Origin of the sequence: Pseudofrankia coriaricola (genome assembly GCF_001854805.1) — a bacterium.
Taxonomy (GTDB): domain Bacteria; phylum Actinomycetota; class Actinomycetes; order Frankiales; family Frankiaceae; genus Pseudofrankia.
The window spans coordinates 47,898-70,993 of the sequence record NZ_MBLO01000223.1 but is presented as its reverse complement, the minus strand read 5'-3'; the positions used below and the strand labels follow the sequence as shown (position 1 = coordinate 70,993).

At 69.0% G+C, this 23,096-nt stretch carries 21 protein-coding genes and 1 pseudogene; 11 read left to right on the top strand and 11 right to left on the bottom strand.

The window, feature by feature from the left end:
- Positions 1 to 183: 183 nt before the first annotated feature.
- On the bottom strand, positions 184 to 1,767 hold the full coding sequence (locus BCD48_RS27450; protein ID WP_071051274.1) for a sulfatase family protein: 1,584 nt from the start codon (positions 1,765 to 1,767) through the stop codon (positions 184 to 186).
- Positions 1,768 to 2,206: 439 nt separating this feature from the next.
- Here BCD48_RS27450 and BCD48_RS27445 point away from each other — a divergent pair, with 439 nt between their 5' ends.
- From BCD48_RS27445 to BCD48_RS54140, 5 genes and pseudogenes are all read left to right on the top strand, one after another.
- The gene (locus BCD48_RS27445; protein WP_241842024.1) at positions 2,207 to 3,403 is read left to right on the top strand and encodes a cytochrome P450; all 1,197 of its coding nucleotides are present in this window, start codon (positions 2,207 to 2,209) and stop codon (positions 3,401 to 3,403) included.
- Positions 3,404 to 3,444: 41 nt separating this feature from the next.
- The gene (locus BCD48_RS56870; RefSeq protein WP_071051272.1) at positions 3,445 to 3,729 is read left to right on the top strand and encodes a hypothetical protein; all 285 of its coding nucleotides are present in this window, start codon (positions 3,445 to 3,447) and stop codon (positions 3,727 to 3,729) included.
- A 455-nt stretch (positions 3,730 to 4,184) separates the two neighbouring features.
- Positions 4,185 to 4,553 (top strand): nuclear transport factor 2 family protein, encoded by a 369-nt coding sequence (locus BCD48_RS27435; protein WP_198543417.1) that lies wholly within the window; start codon positions 4,185 to 4,187, stop codon positions 4,551 to 4,553.
- Between the two features lie 450 nt (positions 4,554 to 5,003).
- Positions 5,004 to 5,564, top strand: a complete 561-nt coding sequence (locus tag BCD48_RS27430) for a dihydrofolate reductase family protein (protein WP_071051271.1) — start codon at positions 5,004 to 5,006, stop codon at positions 5,562 to 5,564.
- A gap of 286 nt (positions 5,565 to 5,850) precedes the next feature.
- Positions 5,851 to 6,007, top strand: a pseudogene (locus tag BCD48_RS54140) (acyl-CoA dehydrogenase family protein); the annotation flags it as partial.
- A gap of 179 nt (positions 6,008 to 6,186) precedes the next feature.
- On the opposite strand, the gene BCD48_RS27425 reads toward BCD48_RS54140, so the two are convergent.
- From BCD48_RS27425 to BCD48_RS27415, 3 genes are all read right to left on the bottom strand, one after another.
- On the bottom strand, positions 6,187 to 7,536 hold the full coding sequence (locus BCD48_RS27425; protein WP_071051270.1) for an ABC transporter substrate-binding protein: 1,350 nt from the start codon (positions 7,534 to 7,536) through the stop codon (positions 6,187 to 6,189).
- A gap of 366 nt (positions 7,537 to 7,902) precedes the next feature.
- Positions 7,903 to 8,307, bottom strand: a complete 405-nt coding sequence (locus tag BCD48_RS55030) for an MBL fold metallo-hydrolase (RefSeq protein WP_083419277.1) — start codon at positions 8,305 to 8,307, stop codon at positions 7,903 to 7,905.
- 113 nt (positions 8,308 to 8,420) lie between these two features.
- Positions 8,421 to 9,185: a carboxymuconolactone decarboxylase family protein gene (locus tag BCD48_RS27415; RefSeq protein WP_071051268.1), complete on the bottom strand. Its 765-nt coding sequence runs from the start codon at positions 9,183 to 9,185 to the stop codon at positions 8,421 to 8,423.
- A gap of 89 nt (positions 9,186 to 9,274) precedes the next feature.
- On the opposite strand from BCD48_RS27415, the gene BCD48_RS27410 reads away from it, so the two are divergent.
- From BCD48_RS27410 to BCD48_RS27385, 6 genes are all read left to right on the top strand, one after another.
- Positions 9,275 to 9,946 carry a TetR/AcrR family transcriptional regulator gene (locus BCD48_RS27410; RefSeq protein WP_071051373.1) on the top strand — a complete coding sequence of 224 codons (672 nt, stop codon included), beginning with the start codon at positions 9,275 to 9,277 and terminating at the stop codon, positions 9,944 to 9,946.
- 32 nt (positions 9,947 to 9,978) lie between these two features.
- The gene (locus BCD48_RS27405; protein ID WP_071051267.1) at positions 9,979 to 10,764 is read left to right on the top strand and encodes an SDR family oxidoreductase; all 786 of its coding nucleotides are present in this window, start codon (positions 9,979 to 9,981) and stop codon (positions 10,762 to 10,764) included.
- 312 nt (positions 10,765 to 11,076) lie between these two features.
- Positions 11,077 to 12,102, top strand: a complete 1,026-nt coding sequence (locus BCD48_RS27400; protein ID WP_071051266.1) for an alpha/beta hydrolase — start codon at positions 11,077 to 11,079, stop codon at positions 12,100 to 12,102.
- Positions 12,092 to 12,916, top strand: coding sequence for an SDR family oxidoreductase (locus BCD48_RS27395; protein WP_071051265.1), 825 nt, complete (start codon positions 12,092 to 12,094; stop codon positions 12,914 to 12,916). The genes BCD48_RS27400 and BCD48_RS27395 overlap by 11 nt, the downstream gene beginning before the upstream one ends.
- A 203-nt stretch (positions 12,917 to 13,119) precedes the next feature.
- The gene (locus tag BCD48_RS27390) at positions 13,120 to 13,926 is read left to right on the top strand and encodes an NAD(P)-dependent oxidoreductase (RefSeq protein ID WP_071051372.1); all 807 of its coding nucleotides are present in this window, start codon (positions 13,120 to 13,122) and stop codon (positions 13,924 to 13,926) included.
- A gap of 388 nt (positions 13,927 to 14,314) precedes the next feature.
- The gene (locus BCD48_RS27385; RefSeq protein ID WP_071051264.1) at positions 14,315 to 14,740 is read left to right on the top strand and encodes a hypothetical protein; all 426 of its coding nucleotides are present in this window, start codon (positions 14,315 to 14,317) and stop codon (positions 14,738 to 14,740) included.
- Between the two features lie 167 nt (positions 14,741 to 14,907).
- Here the strand turns inward: BCD48_RS27385 and BCD48_RS27380 are convergent, their stop codons facing one another.
- The 7 genes from BCD48_RS27380 to BCD48_RS27350 all read right to left on the bottom strand — a co-directional run bounded on the left by BCD48_RS27380 (position 14,908) and on the right by BCD48_RS27350 (position 23,092).
- Positions 14,908 to 15,504 carry a carboxymuconolactone decarboxylase family protein gene (locus BCD48_RS27380; RefSeq protein WP_071051263.1) on the bottom strand — a complete coding sequence of 199 codons (597 nt, stop codon included), beginning with the start codon at positions 15,502 to 15,504 and terminating at the stop codon, positions 14,908 to 14,910.
- Between the two features lie 191 nt (positions 15,505 to 15,695).
- A complete protein-coding gene (locus BCD48_RS27375) occupies positions 15,696 to 16,439 on the bottom strand; it encodes an SDR family NAD(P)-dependent oxidoreductase (RefSeq protein ID WP_071051262.1) in 744 nt (247 codons plus the stop codon).
- Positions 16,436 to 17,272, bottom strand: coding sequence for a TauD/TfdA dioxygenase family protein (locus BCD48_RS27370; RefSeq protein ID WP_071051261.1), 837 nt, complete (start codon positions 17,270 to 17,272; stop codon positions 16,436 to 16,438). Before BCD48_RS27370 ends, BCD48_RS27375 begins: the two co-directional genes overlap by 4 nt.
- Positions 17,273 to 17,386: 114 nt before the next feature.
- Entirely contained in the window at positions 17,387 to 19,105 is a 1,719-nt protein-coding gene (locus tag BCD48_RS27365; protein ID WP_071051260.1) for a class I adenylate-forming enzyme family protein, read from the bottom strand.
- Between the two features lie 3 nt (positions 19,106 to 19,108).
- A complete protein-coding gene (locus BCD48_RS27360; RefSeq protein WP_071051259.1) occupies positions 19,109 to 20,332 on the bottom strand; it encodes an FAS1-like dehydratase domain-containing protein in 1,224 nt (407 codons plus the stop codon).
- Positions 20,333 to 20,345: 13 nt separating this feature from the next.
- Positions 20,346 to 21,329, bottom strand: a complete 984-nt coding sequence (gene acuI / locus BCD48_RS27355) for an acrylyl-CoA reductase (NADPH) (RefSeq protein WP_071051258.1) — start codon at positions 21,327 to 21,329, stop codon at positions 20,346 to 20,348.
- A 329-nt stretch (positions 21,330 to 21,658) separates the two neighbouring features.
- A complete protein-coding gene (locus BCD48_RS27350; RefSeq protein WP_071051257.1) occupies positions 21,659 to 23,092 on the bottom strand; it encodes an aldehyde dehydrogenase family protein in 1,434 nt (477 codons plus the stop codon).
- Between the last annotated feature and the right edge of the window lie 4 nt (positions 23,093 to 23,096).

Sequence of the window (23,096 nt, the reverse complement as noted above, 5' to 3'; positions counted from 1 at the left end):
TTCCCCCGCCTGGCGTAGGCAGCACCGCCACACCAGGCGGGGGGGACCACCGCGCCCGCATCTCCGACACTGTTCGTCTCCCGGAGCTGCGAGCGTCCGTTCATCGTTCCGCGGCGCCACCTTCGACGGCGTCCACATCGCTGGCCTCTGGAGGGGCTGGCCGCCGGGCTGGTGGACTGGACGTCAGGTTCGGCAGGATGCTCCGGAGCAGGTGGCCAGGGTGTCGAGGCGCGCGTCGAGCTCGGTGACGAGTGTGGCGTTCTCGGCCTTGCCCTGGGGCGTCGCCAGTAGGTTGGTGAGCTGGTAGGGGTCGGTGGCCAGGTTGTAGAGCTCCCTTTCGTGGATGCGGGGAGAGCGGTCGACGTCGTACCAGCGGACGTAGAGATAGTCTGCGGTTCGCAGGGCGCTCCACGGCGGCAGGTCCAGGAATACGCCAGTGACGTTTTCTACCTGTTCCTGGACGACCCCGTCCTGTCCGTCGATTCCCGGCCCGGCGTACTGCCCCAGCAGGTCGGTGCGCCAGGACGTCGGGGTCTCGCCGCGCAGCAGGGGCGCCAGCGACTGGCCGTCGACGTCTGCCGGGATCGGTACGCCGGCGAGGTCCAGGAAGGTCGGTGCGAGGTCGATGAGTGCGACCATGTGGTCGTCCGTGCCCTTGGCGATGCCCGGTCCCGCGACCACCAGCGGGATCCGCATGGATTCCTCGTAGGGGGCCATCTTCTGGGTCAGCCGGTGGGAGCCGAGGTTGTAACCGTTGTCAGAGGTGAAGACGAGGTAGGTGTTGTCCAGTTCGCCGGTGTCCTGCAGGGTCTGCACGATGCCTGACACCATCTCGTCGAGCGCGTACAGCGAGCCCATTCTGTCCTGGTAGTCCGGGTCGTTGATCGCCGCGACTCGGGCGGAGCGTTCCTGGGCGCTTTGCTGGAGCCACCATGGCTTGTCGGAGACGTCGGTCTCGTTGTAGTTGGGTGTGCGCGGCGCGGTCGCGTTGGTGAAGGGGTTGTTCGCGTGTCGCGGTGCCGGGGGGAGTGGCAGGTGGGGCGCTGTTGAGGCCGCGTACCAGAAGAAGGGGGCGTCATCCGCCGCCGCGTGGCGGATGAAGTCGGTGGACTTCGCGGCGACCACGTCGGTGGAGTAGTTGGCCGGATCTTCCGTTCCCCCGTACTGGACGAGTGCGCCGTTCTCGTTCAGCGTGTAGTTGTAGCCGGTGTAGAAGTTGTTGTCGACGCTGCCGTACCACTCCGACCAGCCCGGCGGGATGTGTGTCGGCTCGTCCTCGATGCCGTTCATGTACTTGCCGGCCAGGCCGGTCCGGTATCCGGCGTCGTGCAGGTACTTGGCGAACGTGTGGTCCTCGTTGCCGTTGCGGGCGAACGTCGCCCAGCCGCCGACGTCGCCGGCGTTGGTGAGCACGCCGGTGTTGTGGCCGTACTTCCCGGTCAGGATCGTGCCGCGGGCCGGGCAGCAGATCGGGGTCGGGGCGAACCCGTCGGTGAAGGTCAGCCCGGAGTCCTTGATCAGGGCGGCGGTCTGCGGCATGGCCTCCCAGTAGGGAGATGTCGTCTGGTCGAGGTCGTCGGCGAGGATGAGCACGAAGTTCGGTTGCTCGGCCGTGCCCGCCGCGTTGGCCGCGGCCGACCGGCCCGCCGTAGGCTCCTCGGCCTGGCCGGTCAACGCCGCGGCGGTCATCGCGGCCAGCGCGAGGCAGCCCACCATCCCCGCGGCACCGAAACGAACCCGCGGGCTTAGACGGCGGTGCCGTGCCATCACCGATCTCCCGCCCGGTCGCTGGACATGGGACGCGCTGTGGTTGGACCACTGTTTGGACCACTGTTCGGTGTCTGCTTCCACATACGGCAACCACACCGAATGATCATGTGAGTGAGGTGCGATCCGGATGCGTGAAATCTGCGAAGCGAGATAGCCGGCCGGGGAGCCCGGAGTCCCTGGACTGCCGGCGGGGTTTGCTGGCGTGGGCCGGCCGGCGGTGCCTGTCGAGGGCGGGGCCGCCACCGCGGTTCTCACGAGCCTCACATGCTGGTCTGGTCGCATGGGCGTGATCGTGGAGGTGACGACAACGGTGGTGGTGGCGGTGTCTGTCCGAAGCAGAATGCGCTGGGCGGCGCGGCATGGCGCGGTACGTTGGGTACTGGGGCGGGCCGAGCGACGTGGCGATACGGCGACGCTGGCGATGGCGCATCCGACGATGGCGACGGATCCCTACCCGGCCTATGACGACATCCGCTCCCGTGGATCATTCGTCTCGGGCCGCTTGGCGTTGGTGACCGCGAGTCACCCGGCCGCGGCGGCCGTGCTACGCAGCGACGCCTTCGGCGCATCCGTCGACGTGTCGAGGCTGCCGCTGCCGCTGCGGCTGATGACCCGGCTGTCCCAGGACTCCACGGCGAACGGACCGATCGACCCGCCGTCGCTTCTCGCGGTCGACCCTCCAGATCACACGCGCCTGCGCCGGCTCGTGTCGAGGGTGTTCACCGCCCGCGCGATCGAAGGGCTCCGCGGCCAAGTGGAACGCACCGCCGACGAGCTGCTCGACGCGATGGCTGGTGAGAACACCGTCGACCTCGTCGACTGCTACGCGGCCCAGCTGCCGGTGACCGTCATCGCCGCCGTTCTCGGCGTTCCCGCGGACATGCGCGCCCAGTTCCTCGCCTGGGGCACCGCGGCCGCGGCCACGCTCGACGTCGGACTGCCCTACGGCACCTTCCGACAGGTCGAGAGCGCGCAGGGGGCCATCAACGCGTGGCTCGGCGGGCATTTCGAACGGTTGCGGCGCAATCCGGGCGAGGACATTTTCAGCCGACTCGTCGGACTCGTCGACGACGGCGACCAACTGACCGAGACGGAGCTGACCGCCACCGCCCAGCTGCTGCTCGCGGCCGGTTTCGAGACGACCGTCAACCTGCTCGGCAACGGCACAAAGCTGCTCCTCGAGCATCCCGAGCAGCTGAATCTGCTGCGGGACGACCCAGGCCGATGGCCGAACGCGGTCGAAGAGGTCCTGCGCTACGAGACACCCGTGCAGCTGACCGCCCGAGTCGCCCGTACCGACACTTACATCCTCGACACGGCGGTTCCCGCCGGCAGACTCGTCGTCTCCCTGCTCGCGGGCGCCAACCGGGACCCCGCCCTTTTCACCGACCCACACGTGTTCGACATCGAACGGCCAAACGCTCGAGACCACCTTGCCTTCTCCAGTGGCATCCACTACTGCCTCGGCGCCGCCCTCGCCCGCCTCGAAGGCGAGATCGGCCTGCGTTCCCTGTTCGAGCGGTATCCCAACCTGACGCTGGCCGGAACGCCCCGCCGTCGCCCGACCCGCGTACTACGCGGCTACGAGACCCTACCGATCTCCCTCGGGACGGCCATACGCCCAATACGGTAGATCGAGCGCCACCGGACGACGAGGAGACCGGCGGGCGGGCCATGATTGTCGCCAGTGCGCTGGCCTTCCCGTCCGTGATCGTGGGAGGTCGGGTGGCCCGGACGGCCGAGGGCGGCGTCGCGCAGGGCCTGGACGCCCGCGTGCGGACCTCACTTGATCGCGCCGAGGACCGCCGGTTGACCGGCCGGGAGACGGCCAGGTCAGGCGGGCGCAGCCGTTCGGAGGGCCATGCCGCCATCGCGGCCTCGGCCACCGCGAGCAGGTCCTCGGCGCTGGCGCCGTCGCGCGCCTGCTGTGACATGCCCTGCAGCACCGCGCCGGTGTAGCGGGCAAGCGTGTCGGTGCTGGCCGACGATCGGGCCTTCCCGCTCCCCGCCGAGCTGGCGGCCCCCGACGCCACCGGCGGCGCGCATCTGCGACCGTGCCGGCGGCACTCGCGACCGCTCATGACAGCGGAGAGCGTCGTCCGGACCGCCACGCGTGCTCGCTTCTCACGTACAGGACGACCACTGCCACGACCGCCTTGGCCGACGTCCTACCCATCCTTGATCAGGCTCCCCTGACAAATCACCGCAGGATCCGGTGACTGTCGCGCGACCGACGACGCGGACCCGCGCTCCGCTCCCGGCGCGCCGTCCGACTCGGAGATGGGGGACGAATGGGAACATTGACGAGCCTGGTGTGTGACCTCCATGACCTTGGGGTCTGGCTTCCGCATCTGGCGAACGTCGCGCTGGACCGGGTCGAGCGCGTCGCGGACGAACACGTGAGGAGACGTGACGTGGCTGAGCCCGGCCCGACAGGCACGCCGGAGCTGGCCGCCCGGATCGGTGATCTGTATGCGGCATTCAACGCTCGTGACGTCGACAGCGTGCTCGCCGCGCTTACCGACGATGTGCGGTGGGCGAACGGGTGGGAAGGCGGGGAGGTCGTCGGGCACGCCGCGGTCCGCGACTACTGGGCCAGGCAGTGGGCCGTGGTCGACCCACGCGTCGAACCGCGCACGGTCGGCGTCTCGCCGGATGGGCGCGTCGATGTCACCGTCGGCCAGACTGTGCGTGACCTCGACGGCAACGTTCTCGACAGCCGCGAGGTCCATCACCTCTATACCGTCCGCGAGAACCTGTTCGCCCGGATGGAGATCGTTTAACGGTCCACGGCCAGGCCCGTGACCTGCAGTGACAAAGGCGGGCCATGCGACCTCCGCGATGGCGGTAGATGACGCGGCAGGCGAGGTCATGGACGTGAGATGTCCGGGTGGACCGCACACGTTGGAGGCTGCGCGGCGGGCGCCGGTCTGGTGGACCAACGCTAGCGCCGATCAGCCCCACGGTAAACGAAACGGTGTCGTTTCTACCGTGGGCCTGCCTCGGCGAGGAGGTGATTGTGGTTGTGGGCGGTGTGCCCTGCGGCGGGTCGCGCACGTGGCGTGGCGCCATGGCGGGGGGCTGGCGGGCAAGATCCGGTGATCGGGCGGTCAGAGCCACGACCGATGAGTTTCGCTCTGTGTCGCGGTCTCAGGAGTGTGCGGCCAGGGCCGCCACCACCCATGACCACCGATCAGGAGGACTCCCTTGCGCAACGGTGACAGGAGGCGCACATGGCCAGCCTGATCTATTCGGCGATCGCCTCGCTCGACGGCTATGTCGAGGACGAACAGGGCAGTTTCGACTGGGCGGCTCCGGATCCCGAGGTGCACGCGTTCGTCAATGATCTTGAACGGCCGATCGGGACCTATCTGTACGGACGCCGGATGTACGAGACGATGGTCTTCTGGGAGACCGTGGATACCGGTGTCGATCAGCCGGCTGCGGTCAGGGACTTCGCGACGATCTGGCGGGCTGCCGATAAGATCGTGTACTCTCGCACTCTTGAGACCGTCTCGAGCGCGAGCACCCGGATCGAGCGCGAGTTCGACCCTGAGGCTATCCAGTGGCTCAAGGAGAACTCACGACACGACATTTCCGTCGGTGGTGCCGGGCTCGCTGGCAGGGCGATTGCGGCTGGCCTGGTCAATGAGTGCCACCTCTTCCTCGGCCCGATCCTGGTGGGTGGCGGCAAGCGGGCGCTACCAGACAACGTGCGGGTGTCGCTCCGACTGCTCAACGAGCGCCGTTTCAAGAGCGGTGTCGTACACCTCCACTACGGGATCAGCCTCTAAGTGGATGAAGATCCAGGTGATTCGGTCGTAGCGGCACTGTTGTATCGAGCGAGGCCAAGAAATCTTGGTCGCAAATCTTTTCGTGATCAAGAACTTCGATCGACCGGCTGACCACCTGAACCGTCCGCGGGCTGGTGCCGGCGCTGCCGGTGCCGGGTCGGGCTGCCGGCCGGGTGTGACGGTCCGTGGTTCGGCGCGCGCTCTCGATCGGCGGGGTTGCGCGGGGCGCCGCGTTGCGTCGTCGCCCGCCGTTCGGACACACGGGTGAGAGGGGCACGGAGATCCCATGGGCAGGATCGCGCGGACCGAGGGCCTGACCGACGTTCAGGCCGACATCCTGGCCCGGCGTGCGCAGTTTCGTGGACAAGGAGATCCTTCCCTACGCGACGGATCTCGAGCGCAAGGACGAGTTTCCTGACCAGATCGTCGACGCGATGAAGGAATGCAGTTGCGCAGCGACACCAAGGCCACGTTCGACACCTCGCGCCAGAGCGAGCTGGCAAGGGGGCAGCCTGAGGTCTCGCTGCCGGAATGTCGCGGGTGATGCGGTCGGGGATGGTGGGTCACGGCGGGCGGAGGGCGGCTGGTCGAGTGGTGCCCGCCCTCCGGCCCGCGTGGGATGTCAGTCGGGGATGGGGGTGCTGCCGAGGACCTTGTATGCGGCGGGCTGGCCCTTGTCGTCGAGGGTGGTCGACAGTCCGCCGCGGACGCAGACGGCCTGGGAATCGGTGACGGCCTTGCCGTTGCAGCGGAACCTGATACCGCCTCCGCCGGGCAGCTCGGTCTCCTTCATGGCCTTGATGGCCGAGGTGATGGTCTCCGGGGTGATGTCGCCGGTGATGCCCTGTGTCGCTGTCTGGAGGCCGGCGAGGAGCATGAACATGATCATGCCGTCCTGGTTGCTGAGGTCGATGTCCTTGCCGTAGGTCTCGGCGACCGTGGTGAAGAGCCGCATCGAGGGGCTGTCGGGGCCGACTGGCGCGCTGGCGCTGATGACCATGCCCTTGAGGGTGCCGCCGTCGACCGACTTGCGGGTGGCGTCGGTGATGCACTGGGAGATGCCGCTGATGGTGCCGGTGAAGCCGACGGCCTTGAGGCCGTTCATGGCGCTGATGCAGAACGCGTCGTTGCCGATGATGAACACCTGGTCCGAGCCGTTCGCGACGATCTGCTGCATCTGGGGCGTCATGTCGGCGGTGCCGGGGGCGACGCGGACGAGCTCGTAGCCGATGCCGGCCTTCTGGAACAGGGGCGGGGCGACCTCCTGCGCGGAGTGCAGGGCCGCTGGGACGTCGACGACGATCGCGGAGACCTTCTTGTTGCCCGCGTCCTTGGCGACCTGGATCGCCAGGTCGACGAAGCCGAAGGTCGGGTTGCCCAGGACGAAGGTCGTCGGGCTGGCCAGCAGGGCTGGTTCGCCCGAGCTGTAGAGCATGACGGGGATCTTGGCGTCGTTCAGCGGCTTCCACGCGGCCTCGACGACGGCGGACGTGCCGATGAGGACCGCGGAGACGCCGTCGTCGACCAGCTGGTTGCCGCAGTCGGTGGCCTTGGACAGGTCGCTGAGGGTCTCGCAGACCGTCACCTCGATGGGCCGGCCGCCGATCCCGCCCTTGTGCTCGTTGAGGTACTCGACGACGGCCGGGATTACCCGTTTGTCGTTGGTGTGGTCGGCGGTCGGGCTGGCGCCCTCCGTGATCACACCGATCTTGACCGGGGCGCCGGTCGCCTTGTCGATCGGGCCAAGAACGTCCGCGGGGCCCGTGGCGCCCGCTGAGCCGCTGGCCGTGGGGGTGGGGCCGTTGTCGTCGGAGCCGCTGCCGCAGGCCGAGACGAAGGCCAGGCTGGCGGCCAGCACGGCGACGCCGGCGAGCCGTAACCGGGCCGTGCGGGTGGATGGTCGTACGCGTGCGAAGGCTGAGGGCGGATGGGCTCCCGCCCGTCGGCTGGTCGTTTGGCGGGTGTGCGACATCTCGTCACCTTTCGTCGGACGGCCAGTGCTTGCGGAGGTGGCCGTGGTGTTGGCCCGAGTTGGCTGGCGACTCTTTGGGGTGTTGCATCCCTGGATGCCTGTCCACCCGCGGCGGTTCGCGCACAGGTCGGCAGCGGAGGACCTGCGCAGGTTTGTTCCCGATCGCCTGGGCCGCTGGGTGAGCCCTGTGGTCACGGAGCGTCTGCGAGGAAATCGACAGGTGGCTCGCAGTCGCGTTCCTGCGAGTTTTCCCGGCGCCGGTCGATTCCCTTTTGAGGGTCGCGAAGAAGACCGTCGCAGGCTGGCGCGGGAAGATTCGGGGCGATTTCGGAACGGGGTGGCAAGGTTACGGCCACTGGCGATGGTTCACGTCGCGCCGCCGGGTAGGAAGCAGACCTCGCTGCCGTCGAGACCTAGCCGGCCGTAGTGTGGTGACGGGAAGTGGGCTGGCAGGACGAACGCTGCCTCTTCTTGGAGGCGTCGCACCAGGGATCTGCGGGTTTCGATCGCCGTGGCCAGGTCGTCGCAGCCCGGAAGGTGCAATTCTGGCTGGGTGAACTGGACCGGGTGGTGGAAGGCGTCGCCGGTGAAGTAGGCGCGTACGCCCTCGGACGCCAGGCGCATCATGGCGTGCCCGGTGGTGTGTCCCGCGCCCGGCTCGCCTGCTCTTCCACCCGGTCCACCACCGCGGCACCGACGTTCACCGAACCCGCCTCCGATTTCTTGCAGCGTGCGACGAGACAGTGCCCGACGGCGTCGGCACGGGACCAACCATCAGGGCGACGCCGGTCGCCAGGGCGACGCGGCTGCTCTGCCGCCAGGCAATCAGCGGCTTCTGCTTTGCGGTGGCCGCGGTGGCCGCGGTGGACGTGTGCCGGGTCGGTTCAGCTTTGTAGCCGGGCCCAGCCGGCATCGGCGCTGGCCTGGAGGGCCTCGCCCTTGGCGAAACCGTAGTAGACGGAGAAGTGCAGGGCGATCTCGTTCATCTCCGGCTTGGTGATGTCGCCTGATCCGAGCGCCGACCCGACGTGTGTCTGCAGGGGCATGGGGGAGTCGTCGATGGCGACGCAGGCGACGGTGATGATCCGGCGGTCGCGGCGGGTCAGCCCCGGGCGCTGCCAGAGGTGGCCGAAGACGTAGCTGAGGATGCCGGCGTGGGTGTAGGGCGTGTCGGGCGGAGGGGCTGGGAGCAGGTTGACGTCGATGAACTCCTTGACGCCGCGTTCGAGCCGGGCATCCCAGTCGTTCGGGCCGAGGGTGGCGTTGTCCAGCGCGGGCCAGGGCGTCACCGGCTCGCCGCGTTCGGTCTGGAGGCGGGCCCACTGCCGGCGGATCACCCCTTCGACGTGGGACGCCTTGGGCCATCCGCAGTACACGGCGAAGTGCAGGACGAACTCCAGGAGCTCGGGCAGCGTGAGATCACCGCTGCCGAGCGCGGCGTAGACGTGGTCGTCGATCGGCTGGGGGGCGTCCGCCGCCGCGACGCAGGTCAGCGTGACTAAGCGCCGGTCGCGGCGGCTAAGCGCAGGGCGCGACCACACCTGGCCGAAGACGAACTCACGGGTCGCCTGCTCGAAGGGTGTGCTCGCCGCCGGTGGGTCGACGGTCATGACCTCCCGGTAGGTCTGGTCGGTGACTGAGTCGCTCATGGACGAGCCTCCACATCAGCGCTGATTAAGACGGACGTCTGGACTCTAAGGCGCTTGACTGTCAGATGTCCAGATGCTTCGATGGCGCCATGCCGGTGGTAGCTCCGTCGACGAAAGAGCAGATCGTCCGCGTGGCCGAGCAGTTGTTTGCTCTGCACGGGATCGAGGGGGTTTCGCTGCGCCAGATCGGGGCGGCGGCCGGGAGTGGCAACAACTCGGCGGTGCAGTACCACTTCGGCTCGAAGGACGAGCTGATCCGGGCGATCTTCGAGTACCGGCTGGCGTGGCTGCATGAACGACGGATGCTGCTGATCGCGGAACGCCGTCCGGACGATCTGCGCTCATGGCTGGAGTGCCAGCTACGCGTGGTGATGGAACAGAGCGAACGGCCGGGCAGCCACTACCTGAGTTTTGTCGGGATGCTCCGCCAGTACGGTCGCCGGGACGTGTTCGAGCAGCTGCCGGACGAGATCCGCCAGTCGGCGGTGCGCTTCCAGGAGCGCCTGTCGGGGATTCTTCCGCACATCGCGGAGCCGCTGCGGCCCCATCGCATCTCCTGGGCGATGACGTTCATGGTCCAGGCCGCCGCGGACCGGGAGCTGGCGCGCGCCGCGGACCGGCCGGTGGTCCCTTTTGCCGTCGCGGTCACCGACCTGCTCGACGGCCTGGTCGGTTTCCTCTCGGCGCCGGTGTCCCCAGCGACCCTCGCCGCCCTCGACGACACCGACCCGGCCAGCCTGATCTGGCCGCCGTTCCTCTGACGAGACAGGTGACCCTGCGCGATGAGTGACTCGTGAGTGTTGATCTGAGCAGTGCCGTGGCCGTGATCACCGGCGGTGGTAGCGGCATCGGACGTGCCGCGGCACGCGCCCTCGCCCGCCGCGGCGCCCGCGTGGTGGTCACCGACATCGACGCTGACCGCGCGGACTCCGTGGCCGCCGAGATCGGCGCCCAGGCCGCCGCCGCCCGGTGCGACGTCACCAGCCTCGGCGACCTGGAAGCCGTCCGTGATCTTGCCGTCGACCGGTTCGGTCGGGTCGACGTCGTAATGAACAACGTGGGCATCCTCGCGGTCGGCGCCGTCGAGGAGATTCCCTTCGAGGCGTGGCAACGCGTCGTGGACGTCAACCTTCTCAGCGTCGTACGCAGCAACCTGGTGTTCCTGCCGGTGCTGCTCGCGCAGGGATCCGGACACATCGTCAACACCGCGTCCACCGCCGGGCTGCTGCCCTACGGCTACGACCGCCTCCCCTACACGGCGACCAAACACGCCATCGTCGGCCTTTCCGAGGGACTGGCCATCAGTCTGCGGCCTCGGGGCATCGGAGTGACCTGCCTGTGCCCCGCGGGGGTCGCCACCAACATCATCGAACAGGTCAGCTTCTTCGGCACCCCCACGCCACCCCGCGGCCCGAGCTTCCCCGTCGTCGACGCCGACATGGTCGGTGAACTGGTCGCCGACGCCGTCGCGACGAACCGGTTCCTGGTCCTCACCGCCCCCGAGGCCGCACACGAGCTACGCGAACATGCCGCCGACATCGACGCCTACCTGGACAAGATCATCGCGGAACACGCCTAACGCCGGCCCTGCTCCAATACCCGGACCGGGCGTCTGTCGATCTGTTCCCGGCGTGACCGTGAACGGTGTCAGCTGCGGTGCCTTTTCACGACCACTGCACGCACGCAGCAACAGCAGCATCCGAGGAGGTTGTCCGATGGCAGGAAACGAATACGTGGGAGTCGAAATGCGGCGCGACGGGCTATTACCGCGGACCGTCGGGGACGACTACGAGCTCACCGCCTGGGCGCACCGCCCGCAGGCCACTGCGCCGTCTACGGCGGTGCGGGGCCGGGCCGGGGGCATGGAGCCGCTGACGCGAGGGGGCGCCCGATGAGCGCGCCGGCCGCGTCCGCCCCGCCGACCGTCGTCGTCGACGTGACCGGCCGCGTGCCGATCGACGGCGACCACTACATCGCGACGTGGATCTTCCCACCGCGGGCGTCGACGGATGGCCCGGTGCCGCTGCTGTTCTGCCTTCCCGGCGGTGGCTACACGAAGGCCTACTGGCATCTCGACGTCCCCGGCCGCACCGGCTACAGCTTCGGCGAGCACCTCGCTGCCCAGGGCATGCTCGTCATCGCCGTCGACCACCTCGCCACCGGCGAGAGCTCCCGCCACCCGCGAGCCGCCGAGCTCACCCCCGACGTCGTTGCCGCGGCGAACAACGCGGCGCTGACCGACCTGGTCGAACGCGCGGCGAAAGGCACGCTCCTGCCCGGCCTCGGTCCGATCGACATCGGCCCGGTCGTCGCGGTCGGTCACTCCATGGGCGGCATGCTCGCCATCTTCCAACAGTCACTGCATGGCAGCTTCGATGCGATCGCTCCGCTCGGCTACGGCACGGTGGGCCCCTTCGCCGCCCATCTCGTCGGAAACGACCGCACCAGGATCCCCAGCCTGGAGGCCATCATGGTCCCGGCCCGGGCCGGTGCCTTCGACGAACCGTTCCTGTCCGACCGCACCGATCCCGCGATCCGCCGCCACTTCTACTGGGACGACGTCCCCGCGGACGTCATCGCCGCCGACGACCTCACCAGCACCCACCTTCCCGGCGTGACCGGGCCGCTGTCGATCGTCCCGTACATCGCCTCCGACCACGCCGGCCGAATCCGCTGCCCGGTCTTCATCGGCCTCGGAGAACGGGACTCGACCCCGGACCACCACGACGAAGCCCGCGCCTACAGCTCCTCCGACGACATCACCCTGTTCCGGCTCCCGAGGTCCGCGCACTGCCACAACACCGCCGGCACCCGCCACGACCTCTGGAACCGCCTCGCACGGTGGGTCCGAACGCTGCCAGTCGCTACCGCCGGCCGCGGCCGGACGTCCTTCAGGGACACAGACAATGGAACGTGACGTCACGGTGGTGATCGGTATCGGGGCGATGGGACAGGCGATCGCCCGACGTATCGGTCCCGGCACCCAGGTTCTGATCGCCGACGTCAACGAGGCGATCCTGCACACGGTCGCCGGGCAGTTGGAGGCCGAGGGCTACGCGGCGGCCACCGCCGTCGTCGATGTCACCTCCCGTGAGTCGGTGGTGGCCCTCGCCAAGCACGCGGCCTCCCTGGGCCCGGTCCGGTCCGTGGTCCACACCGCCGGGCTGTCCCCCGCCCAGGCTCCGGTACGAGCGGTCCTGGCCGTCGACCTGCTCGGCGTCGCCCTGGTCCTGGAGGAGTTCGCCCACGTCGTCGCCCCAGGCGCGGCGGGCGTCGTGATCGCCAGCATGGCCGGCCACCTCGCCCCACCCCTCGCGCCGGACGTGGCTCGCGCCCTCGCCACGGCCCCGGCCAGCGAGCTGCTGGCACTCCCGGCGGCGAGCCCGGACCAGTTTCCCGACAGCGGCCAGGCATACACCTTCGCCAAGCGCGCGAACCAGATCCGCGTACAGGCCGCCAGCACCACCTGGGGCGCCCACGGCGCCCGGATCAACTCCATCAGCCCCGGCGTCATCGCCACCCCGATGAGCACCGCGGAACTCGCGACCGACCACGGCGGCCACATGCAGATGATGATCAACATCTCCAGCGCGAAGCGGCTCGGAACACCCGCCGACATCGCCGCAGCCACCGAGTTCCTCCTCAGCCCCGCCGCCAGCTTCCTCTCCGGCACCGACCTGCTCGTCGACGGCGGCACCGTCGCCGCCATCCAGACAGGACAGCTCGGCTAACTGAGGTGTGAGGCACCACGGCCCCCGGCCACGATGCCCACGGGGGACCAACGTAGCCATCCGCCACCGCCAGCCGCGACCGGTCATCATGGGTGGCAGGGCTCCAGACCAGCCACACCTGAAGACCCAGCCGGCCCGAACAAGCCACAGACCCCGTGGGAACACGGCGAACGGCCAGCGGCTACCCAGACCAGGAGGACATGGTGAAGGTCGGGTTCATCGGTCTCGGCAGCATGGGACTGCCCATGGCGCAACGGCTCCAGGCCGCGGGGCACGACCTCACGGTCTACGCCCGCCGCGCTGCCTCGATCGAACCGTTCCGAGGCACGAGCGCCACCATCGCGGCGACCCCGGCCGCCATGGGCGCAGCGGTCGACGCCGTCGGCATGTGCGTCTTCGACGCCGCGGGAGTCGAGGAGGTCATGTTCGGGCCGGCCGGCCTGGCCGAGACACTGCGCCCAGGCGCCGTCGTGCTCGTGCACAGCACCGTGTCGCCCACCCAGATCCGCGCCATCGCCGAACGCGCCGCGACACACCACGTACGCGTCCTCGACGCGCCCGTCAGCGGCGGCGCCCCACGAGCCCAGACCGGCGAGCTGACCATCATGATTGGCGGAGACGCCGCCGCCCTCACCGACGTCAACGACCTCCTGTCAGCCCTGTCCAACCACGTCATCCACCTCGGCGCGATCGGTGCGGGCTCCCACGCCAAGCTCATCAACAACACCCTGTTCGCCGCCCAGATCACACTCACGGACGACGCCCTGCAAGCCGGCACGTCCCTCGGCGTCGACCCCGCCGGCCTCGCCGCGGTCCTCATGACCAGCAGCTCAGCCTGCATCGCCTCCGGACTGCGGCTACGCGCCGGCTCCACCGCCAATGTCGCCGCCTCACCCGCCGGCCCCCCGCTGGTCAAAGACGTCCACCTGATGACCGAACTACTCGGCAACGCCCCCGGCCACGAACTCCTCGACGTCGCGCACCGATTCACCACCGCCGCCCATCCATGAGCCACCTCCGCCACCCGTCGCCCTCGCCGCGGAATGCCAGGACAGGCGGACAGCCACCGCGGACAGGACCTGGCCGCTCGGCCGGCCGGCCAACTCCCGGACCACCGCCCCGACCTGCCCGGCCAGACGCCTGGTACGCCGCTGGTAACGCTCCAGCACGCCCGAGACCTCCTCCCGGAACGTCTAGCGGCAACCCCGCGTGCGACACGAGGCGTCGGACCCGCACGACCACGACCGCCCGACGCCCGGTATGTCACCCAATGTCCAGTCGGCATGGTCGTGTACCCGCGATGACACGGCCCCGCAGACCGGCCAGGCCACCGGCGCGTCCCGCGTCCGGGCTCGCAGCCGAACCAGCTCACCGTCGGCCGCGACGTTCTCGAAGACCATGGGCGCCGGCCTCCTGCACGCCGTGCAGATTACGAAGGCCGCCGCGCACTGTTCCAATACGCGGACGGCCGACTTTTCTGCCGCGCAGGCTTTGGAAGATCAGCCGTTGGAATCCGCGACCGAGGACCGAACGACGTGCGGCGAAATGCGGGTGGTTAGCCCGTCATTGCGCGAAGCCGGTGGCGAGGCCCGCAGGCAGGGCCTGCTTCACCGGGCGCGCGCGGAGGACGTGCTGCACTGGCCGCAATACCAGCAGCGCCCGATCTCCGCGGAGACGCTACGGAATCGGCTCCACGTGGCCGCTGCCACGGCCCGCGGGCTGGCCGTCCAGCTCCGCAACGAGATACACGTCGCGCTCGATGGCCTGGTCCGGCCCCGCCGTCGTAGAGCCTGCGTCACAGGGTTGTTTCGCGCCGATCGGTGACGCCGGGATCGCGGCCATGATCTCAGGGTCTGTGGTCATTGCCCGCGCTGTGGGGTGAGGTCAGGGGACCACATCGGTGCGTCCGATGAGGTTGTCGAGGTGCTCGGCGCTGAAGTTGGACACGCCGATCGCCCGCACCCGCCCGTCGTGTTGGATGGGGTGGCCGGCTACCAGCCGGTGGGCAGGTACGGAACGAGTTCGGGCTCGGGGCCCAGGCCGAACGACCGAAAGGCCATGGCGACGAGCTCGTACGTGCCGACGGTGAACACGAGGTCCATGAGTTGGCGCTCGTCGAGGTCCTGGGCCAGCACCTTCCAGGTGTCAGCGCTCACCTCGGCCGTGTCGATCAGCTCGTCGACCGCTTCGAGCAGGATCTGGTCGGCCGGCGCCCATCCGGGCGCTCCTGGACCTTCGATGATCCGGGAGATCTCGTCGGCGGTCATGCCGGCGTCCTCGGCAAGGACCACGTGCTGGGCCCATTCGTAGTCACATTTCCGCAGCGCGGCGACGCGGAGGATGAGCAGCTCTCGCTGCCGGCTCGATAGTGTGGACCCATAGAGGACGTGGCCGTTGAGGACGAGAAACGCCTTCGCCAGATCCGGGTGGCGCGCGAACGTGCCGATCACGTTGGCTCCGGCAGGGCGGATGCCCCCTCTGGCGGTCGGAGTGGTGCGCTTGGCGGCGGTGGAAGCGCGAAACTCCTCGACGAAGGTCTTCAGTTCCTGGGACCAGTCCGAACTTGGCTGAGGTGAAATCCGAGCCATCGTCCCCACCCTCTGTAGTGTTGTGTCAATCCGTCACGCGCGGGGCGGACACGGAGTCGGCTCCGCTGATCTGAAGCCGAGAACGCGGACTCGTGGCCCGACCTGCTGGCAGGCCTCAGCGAGCCGGCGAGCTGGGCCCGCGCAGCCTTCTGCGGCGGCTCGCTGAGGACATGAAATTCAGCCCGGCGTCGTCAGGTGTTGCGACCGCCGTTGACGCCGATGGTCTGGCCGGTGATGTAGCTGGCTTCCTCGCTCACCAGGAACGCACACGCGGCGGCGATGTCCTCGGGTCGTCCGATGCGGCCGACCGGGGTGGCGCTGGTCTGCTGCTCGACGTTCATGAGGCCGTCCTTCTCGGTCTGGCGCAGCATGGGACTGTCGATGAAGCCGGGCGGAATGGTGTTGACGGTGATGCCCATGCGGCCGAACTCGCGAGCGAGAACCTTGGTGAGGCCGACGACGCCTGACTTGGCGGCGACGTACGAGGCCATCTGGGGCGCGCCGCTGTGGACGCTCGACGAGGAGATGTTGACGATGCGGCCCCAGCCCTCCTCGATCATGTCGGGGAGGACCGCCTGACAGCAGTGGAAGGTGCCGGTGAGGTTGACGGCGAGGGTCAGGTTCCACAGGTCGGCGGTGGTCTCGAGGAACGGGCCGTGCGGAGAGATCCCGGCGCTGTTGATCAGGATGGTCGACCGGCCCAGCCGCGACCGTACCTCCTCGGCCCCCGCGTCGATCGTCGCGCGGTCCGCCACGTCGACGGCCACCCCGATGGCCTTGCCACCCGCGGCCTGGATCGAGGCGGCCAACGCCTTGGCGGCCGCACCGTCGCGGTCGAGGAGCGCCACCAGGGCTCCGTCGGCCGCGAGCCGCCGGCCGATGGYCGCACCGATGCCCGAGGCGCCACCGGTGACGATGGCCGTGCGCCCGCTCACTGGATCGGCTCGTCGCCGAGGAGCGTGCTGCGGTGCATCTCACGCGGCGTGCCGCGGTCGAACGGGCAGGCCCGGTGGACGAGGCCCAGGTTGTCCCAGATCACCATGTCCCCGACCGACCAGGTGTGCCGGAGCACCCGGTCTGGCGTGGTGGCCCGGTGCTCCAGATCATCCAGCAGGGCCCGGCTCTCTTCGGGGTCCATGCCGACCACGTGCGCCGTCGTCGCCCCGAACACCAGTGAACGCCGCCCCGAGCGGTGCTCCCACACCAGCGGGTGCTCACGCGGTGGCCGCGACGGAGAGTTCCACTCCGCCAGCTGCTCGGGGGTCGGGTTCGGATAGCTGAGCCGCTGGACCGCCTCGAACGTGTGGATCACCCGCAGCTTCGCGAACCGCTCCTTCTCCTTGGCGGAGAGGTCGTCATAGGCGGCGTACGCGCTGGCGAACTCCGTCTCGCCGCCCTCTGACGTCACGACGTGCCCGCTCATCACCGAGGCCTTCGGCGGCGCACTTCCGTCCAGGGCTCCGTCCATGTGCCAGAGGTCATTGCTCCGGAAGTACTCGACGTTCGGGTTTCCCGGATCGAAACTGATCTCCATGATCTCCGGGATCCGGTAGCCCTTGAAGCGCACGGGCTCGCCCAGCCGCCGGCAGAACGCGACCTGCGCCGCGTCGTCGATGTGCAGCTCGCGGAACAGCAGGACGCCGTTCTCCTCTAGCGCCGCCATGACCGCCCGCGGCACGTCCTCGTCGTTCAGCAGGCGGTCGACATCGATGCCCACCACCTCGGCGCCGACAAACGCGCCCAGCTTCTCCGTCGCAATCGTGGCCATTCGTCGCTCCTTCCTTGCCTCGAACGGTCGACTCGTCATGGAATGATCAGGGGGCGCGGTTTCTGGACTGTGCCGGATAACGGCCTGAGACGGACGGTCTTCATCCGGCGTACGTCAGCCCGAGCCCGAGCTCTGTAGCCGCTGGGTGGCCAACTGGCGGAGATCGCCGATCTTGATCTTCGCGCTGCCGGTGAGGACGATGTCGTCCTCGTCGAACACGAGAACGTGCCGCGGGACCTTGTAACTCGCCAGGCGGTCCCGCAGGAACCCGCGAATCTCCCCGGTGTCGACGGTCGCGCCCTCATGGCGGACGACGCAGGCGACGACGATCTCACCGAGCGTCTCGTGCGGCACGCCGACGGTGCGCCCCACCTTGACGCCGGGACAGCCGGCGAGCACCTCGTCCACCTCGCGCGGTGAGACGTTCGCGCCGCCGGTCTTGATGATGTCCGTCAGCCTGCCTTCCCAGAAGAGCAGCCCGGCGTCGTCCAGATAGCCGCCGTCACCGGTGCGGAAGAAGCCCTCGGCATCGAGCGTCTCGTCGAGCGGCGTGCCGAGGTAGCCCAGCATGAGCGTGGGCCCCTTCACGCAGATCTCGCCCCGTTCGCCGCGCGGAACGACGGCACCGGTGAGCGGATCGACGACCTTGAGCGTGTTTCCCGGCAGTGGCGGGCCACTGCTGTTCTGGTGCGTCTCGTGCGGGGTGTTGGCCGGAAAGCAGGTCGAGATCGTGAACGTCTCGGTGTTCCCGTAGGCGTGGCCCGGCTCGGTCCACGTGGTCGACACCGTCGGGTGCCGCGCGATCGCGGTGTTGACGTCCGCGAACCGCATGCTGCTGAGGTCCGCCTGATCCCAGTTGGGCGCCGATTCGAGCTGCGCCCACTGGTGCGGCCAGGCGAACGGGAAGTTCACCCGCTCCGCCTGCATGAGCTCGAGCGCCTCACCGGGGACGAAGGTGGGCTGCAGCACCAGGCTGCCGCCGCTGGAGAAGGCTCCGCCCAGTGCCATGCCGAAGTTGCCGGACCAGAAGAACCCGTTCGCGGTCCAGCAGCGGACGTGGTCCGCCGGGGTGAACCCGTACAGGCGCCCGAATCGCCACAACTGCGCGGCGACCCCGCGATGGGAGTTCAGGATGCCTTTCGGCCTGCTGGTGGTGCCCGACGAGAAGAAGATCAGGGCGGCGTCGCACGGGTTCGTCGCGGCGCCGGTCGCCTCGACCAGTTCGCGCGGCTGGTCGCGGCCACGGGCCAGGAACCCGTCCCAGGTTTCGACCGTCTCGCCCGGCGCGGACTCGCCGAGCGCCACGAGACGGCGCAGGAAGGGGAACCTCGCCGACTGCAACGTGCCGGGAGCGGCCTTGGCGATCTCCGATTCCAGCTCGAACAGGACGCTGACGAAGTCCTTCGTCAGCACCTTGCGCTCGACGAGGAGCACGGAGACTGCCGAAGCCCGCAGGAGGTGATCGAGCTCGGCAGGCGTCGAGAACGTGCTGAGCGCGACCGCCACACCGCCCGCGAGTGCCGTGCCGAACACCGCGGAGATCCATTCGGGACGGTTGGTCATCAGGACGCCCACCCGGGTATCCCTGCCCACGCCGCACGCCCGCAGGGCGCTCGCCACCTCGATGGCGCGTTCCCAAAGCTCGGCGTACGTCCAGCGTTCGACGCCCCGGGCCGCGCGCAGAACGAGCGCCTCGCGCTCCGGGTACCTCGTGGTGACCTCGCGCAGGAAGCCGGGAAGCGTGAGCGGCCCGAGCCCCGGCTCCTCGCTCAGTGGGAGGCCCCACACGAGCGAGGGCGTGCCGGCAGGCGGGCCGTCCGTCTGTGCACCCATCGTCTAGGCCTCTGTCGCTTCCCGGTCGCTGCCGAACGGAAGCTCGACCTCGGCCGTGCAGTCCACCAGCACGCCGCCGTCCTGGTTGGTGAGGCGCAGCTTCACCTGGACGAGCGGCATGCCCCAGACCGAGTCCGTCTCCTTGCCGACGACCTCGGCATCGAAGTAGGTCACGTCACCCTCGAAGGCGGGCAGCCGGAAACTCGCCTTGGAGTGGCGCACCATGCCGTTGTGGCCGGCCCAGTAGCTGAGGTAGTCGGTGCACCAGGCGCCCATCGTGGCGCCGTAGCCGTAGGCGCGCACCATGCCGACCTCGCTGGCCTTGTCGGCGTCGATGTGGCCGCGCGAGGGACCGACGTACAGGCCGTCACGCAGGCGCGGGTCGATCCGGGCGCCTTCCTCGTCGAAGCTGAAGCCCTCCACCCAGCCCGGGTCCTGGTTTACCCACGGATCCTCGATGCCGGGCGGCGTGGTCCAGTGGAACGCGCCCCAGATGTTGAACAGAAACGCGCGGTACTCGGTGGTGAAGCTTGCGATGCTGTGCGGGCCGATCACACGCCGCGGCAGCGTGTCGCCGACCTTCACCTCGTCGAAGTGCGGCGACACGCCGAGGCGGTTCGACAGGAGCCAGCCGTGACGCGCCTTCTCGATCTGCGCCAACTCGGTGGACGTCCAGCTCTTCTTCTCGCCGAGCTGGTTCTCGTACATCCCGCGCTTCCCGGCCTCGGAGGCGAGGTACCGGATCGCGGTCGAACGCTCGCGGGCCACCAACGCGCCGTGCTGGTTGGTGTGGACGGTGTCTCCGCGGGAGAACATCGTGGGCCCGGCAAACCTGGTCTCAGCGACCTTGTAGTCGTGGAAGCGCCGCTCCTGGAAGAGCTTGTCCCCGGCCCGGACGGGACAGCCGTAGAACCACCACTCCTCGCCCCCGAAGATCAGGTGGCTGCCGGGGATGTATCCCACGCAGGCGGGCGCCACGCCGTGCCCGAAGTCCAGGCCGACCGCGATGGACTGTGGCGCGACGAGTCCACCGAACCTGGACCTGCGGGCGAACTCCTCATCCCAGTGCAACGGGTTGGGGTAGTCCATCGCCATCGCCCAGCGGCGGATGTCCGAGGAGCTGCACGGATCCCACAACTGCCCGCCGCCGACCGGCTTACCCAACCGGTGATCGACATCGGAGAGGTCGAGCTCGACGATCTCCGGCTTGGTGGCCTTCTTGGTCATCTTGCACTCCCGACTATCGATTGACGTCGACGACGATGCGGCCCCGCACCTTGCCGTCCAGGAACCGGTCCGCCGCGGCGATCGCGTCCGCCAGCGCGATCTCCTCGGCAATCACGTCGAGCGCCTGTACACCCAGGTCTCGCGCCAGGCGGTCCCAGGCGGCGAGCCGAGGCCCCGCGGGCGCCATCACGCTGTCGACGCCGAGCAGCGACACGCCACGCAGGATGAACGGGGCGACCGACGCCGGGAAGTCCATGCCCTGGGCCAGACCGCACGCGGCGACCGCGCCGCCGTACCGCGTCTGCGCACAGGCGTTCGCCAGCGTGTGGCTGCCGACGGAATCGACGACGCCCGCCCACCGCTCCTTCTGCATGGGGCGCCCGGCGCTGCCCAGCTCGGAGCGGTCGATGACCGTCGCCGCGCCGAGCCGCCGGAGGTACTCGGCCTCCGTCGCCTTCCCGGTCGCGGCGGCGACCTTGAACCCGGCCTTCGCCAGGAGCGCGACAGCCACGCTGCCGACACCACCCGTCGCCCCGGTCACGAGGACCTCGCCCTGCTCCGGGCGCACACCGTGGTTCAGGAGGGCGTCCACGCAGAGGCTCGCCGTGTATCCGGCGGTGCCGATCGCCATCGCCTGCCGGGAGGTGAAGACGGACGGCAGCGGCACGAGCCAGTCCCCGTTGAGGCGGGCGCGCTGGGAGAGGCCGCCCCAGTGGGTCTCACCTACGCCCCAGCCGTTGAGCACCACGAGGTCGCCCTTCTTCCAGTCCGCGTGGGTGCTGTCGGTGACGACGCCGGCGAGGTCGATGCCCGGCACCATCGGGAACTTTCGAACCACGGGCGACTTCGCGGTGATCGCGAGGCCGTCCTTGTAGTTCAGCGTGGAATACTCCACGTCGATGGTGACGTCCCCATCGGGGAGCGCTGCCTCGTCGAGGTTCGTGACCGTGGCCGTCTGCCCCGCGTGGCCCTTCTCGATCAGAATCGCGGAAAACATCGGAGATTCTGTCCCTCCTCGGTCTGTCAAAAGCGCGCGCCAAACTCGGCGATCCCGTGCCACCTGCGATCGAACCAGGTTTGTGGAGCCGACTTGGAGGCGCGGCTCGGCCCAGTGAAACCAGGTCCGCGGGTACCCACGCCGTGAGCGTGGACGGCTGTTCGTACGGCGCCCTGGCTGCCACTTCTCCGGGTTTAAACAAAAACTACGGCGCAGTCAGCGTCTCAGGTCGGAAAACGAGGCGAAGAATGCGGAGGATCTTCCCTTGGGCGGGCCTGGTTAACACCTGGTGCCGCGGTCGGACAGTAGTCGGACCATCTTTCATTCTATCAGCCGGCCTCCTCCGGCGAGTATCCGAGAATGGCCTTCGTCTCGAGGTACTCGTGGAAGGAGAGGTCGCCCCACTCGCGCCCGTTACCGCTCTTCTTGTAGCCCCCGAACGGGGCCTGGAAGTCGAACGCGTCGTTGACCACCACCCAGCCCGAGCGGATCCGCCGCGCCACCGCCCGGGCCTGCGCGAGGTCCTTGCCGGCGACCTGGGAGGACAGGCCGTACTCGGTGTCGTTGGCGATCTCGACGGCCTGGTCGAGGCTGTCGTAGCCGATGATCACCAGTATCGGCCCGAAGATCTCCTCCCGAGCGACGGTCATGTCGTTCGTGACGTTGGCGAAGACGGTGGGCCTGACGTAGAAGCCCTTCGTCAGCCCGTCCGGACGTCCGGTGCCGCCGGCCACCAGCGTGGCGCCCTCGTCGATGCCCTTCTGGATCAGCGTCTGGATCCTGTCGAACGCGGAGCCCGACGACACCGGCCCGATCGCGACCTCGGTGTTGGGGTCGCCGACCGTGGTGTTCTCGGCCGCCGTCCGCGCGATGGCGATGGCCTCGTCCATCCGCGCGCTCGGCACCAGCATCCGGGTCGGCGCGCTGCAGGTCTGGCCGGAGTTGCCCATCACGCCGCCGACGCCCTTGACGACGTTCTCGACGAAGGTCTCGTCGTCGAGCAGGATGTTCGGGCCCTTGCCGCCCAGCTCCTGAGTCACCCGCTTGACGGTGGGCGCGGCGTTGCGGGCGATCTCGACGCCAGCCCGAGTCGAACCGGTGAAGGACACCATGTCGACATCGGGGTGCGACGACAGCGGCACACCGACGCCCGGCCCGTCGCCCTGGACCAGGTTGAAGACACCGGCGGGGATGCCGGCCGCCGCCAGGATCTCGGCGAAGATCTGCCCGGTGAACGGCGAGCGCTCCGACGGTTTGAGCACCACGGTGCAGCCGGTGGCAAGCGCCGGGAAGAGTTTCACCGCGATCTGGTTCATCGGCCAGTTCCACGGCGTGATCAGGCCGCAGACCCCGATCGGCTCCCTGACGACCAGCGTGGCGCCACGCTGCTCCTCGAACGCGAAGTTCCTGAGGTTCTCGATCGCCGTCGTCAGGTGCCCGGCGCCGAGACCGACCTGGAACCCGCCCGCGAGCGTGGCCGGCGCACCCATTTCCTCCGTCAGTGCCACGCCGAGGTCGGCCGCGCGCTTCTGGTACACGTCGAGGATGTTCTGGAGCAGCTCGACCCGTTCTTGGACGCTCGTCGCCGCGTAACCGGGAAAGGCCGCGCGGGCGGCCACGACCGCCCGGTCCACGTCGGCGGCCGAGCCGGCGGCGACCTTCCCGGCGACCTGTTCGGTCGCGGGGTTCACGACGTCGAACGTCCGCGACTCGGCCGGGTCGACCCACTGTCCGCCGATGTAGAACTTCAGATATTCGCGCATGTCT

What these genes read in the sequence shown, in the direction of transcription:
- BCD48_RS27450 (WP_071051274.1), bottom strand. Translation starts at nt 1,767, where the DNA reads ATGGCACGGCACCGCCGTCTAAGCCCGCGGGTTCGTTTCGGTGCCGCG.
- acuI (WP_071051258.1), bottom strand. Translation starts at nt 21,329, where the DNA reads ATGTTTTCCGCGATTCTGATCGAGAAGGGCCACGCGGGGCAGACGGCC.
- BCD48_RS27395 (WP_071051265.1), top strand. Translation starts at nt 12,092, where the DNA reads ATGGAACGTGACGTCACGGTGGTGATCGGTATCGGGGCGATGGGACAG.
- BCD48_RS27445 (WP_241842024.1), top strand. Translation starts at nt 2,207, where the DNA reads ATGGCGACGGATCCCTACCCGGCCTATGACGACATCCGCTCCCGTGGA.
- BCD48_RS27380 (WP_071051263.1), bottom strand. Translation starts at nt 15,504, where the DNA reads ATGGCTCGGATTTCACCTCAGCCAAGTTCGGACTGGTCCCAGGAACTG.
- BCD48_RS56870 (WP_071051272.1), top strand. Translation starts at nt 3,445, where the DNA reads ATGATTGTCGCCAGTGCGCTGGCCTTCCCGTCCGTGATCGTGGGAGGT.
- BCD48_RS27365 (WP_071051260.1), bottom strand. Translation starts at nt 19,105, where the DNA reads ATGGGTGCACAGACGGACGGCCCGCCTGCCGGCACGCCCTCGCTCGTG.
- BCD48_RS27400 (WP_071051266.1), top strand. Translation starts at nt 11,077, where the DNA reads ATGAGCGCGCCGGCCGCGTCCGCCCCGCCGACCGTCGTCGTCGACGTG.
- BCD48_RS27410 (WP_071051373.1), top strand. Translation starts at nt 9,275, where the DNA reads ATGCCGGTGGTAGCTCCGTCGACGAAAGAGCAGATCGTCCGCGTGGCC.
- BCD48_RS27430 (WP_071051271.1), top strand. Translation starts at nt 5,004, where the DNA reads ATGGCCAGCCTGATCTATTCGGCGATCGCCTCGCTCGACGGCTATGTC.
- BCD48_RS27425 (WP_071051270.1), bottom strand. Translation starts at nt 7,536, where the DNA reads ATGTCGCACACCCGCCAAACGACCAGCCGACGGGCGGGAGCCCATCCG.
- BCD48_RS27350 (WP_071051257.1), bottom strand. Translation starts at nt 23,092, where the DNA reads ATGCGCGAATATCTGAAGTTCTACATCGGCGGACAGTGGGTCGACCCG.
- BCD48_RS27385 (WP_071051264.1), top strand. Translation starts at nt 14,315, where the DNA reads ATGGGCGCCGGCCTCCTGCACGCCGTGCAGATTACGAAGGCCGCCGCG.
- BCD48_RS27360 (WP_071051259.1), bottom strand. Translation starts at nt 20,332, where the DNA reads ATGACCAAGAAGGCCACCAAGCCGGAGATCGTCGAGCTCGACCTCTCC.
- BCD48_RS27415 (WP_071051268.1), bottom strand. Translation starts at nt 9,185, where the DNA reads ATGAGCGACTCAGTCACCGACCAGACCTACCGGGAGGTCATGACCGTC.
- BCD48_RS27370 (WP_071051261.1), bottom strand. Translation starts at nt 17,272, where the DNA reads ATGGCCACGATTGCGACGGAGAAGCTGGGCGCGTTTGTCGGCGCCGAG.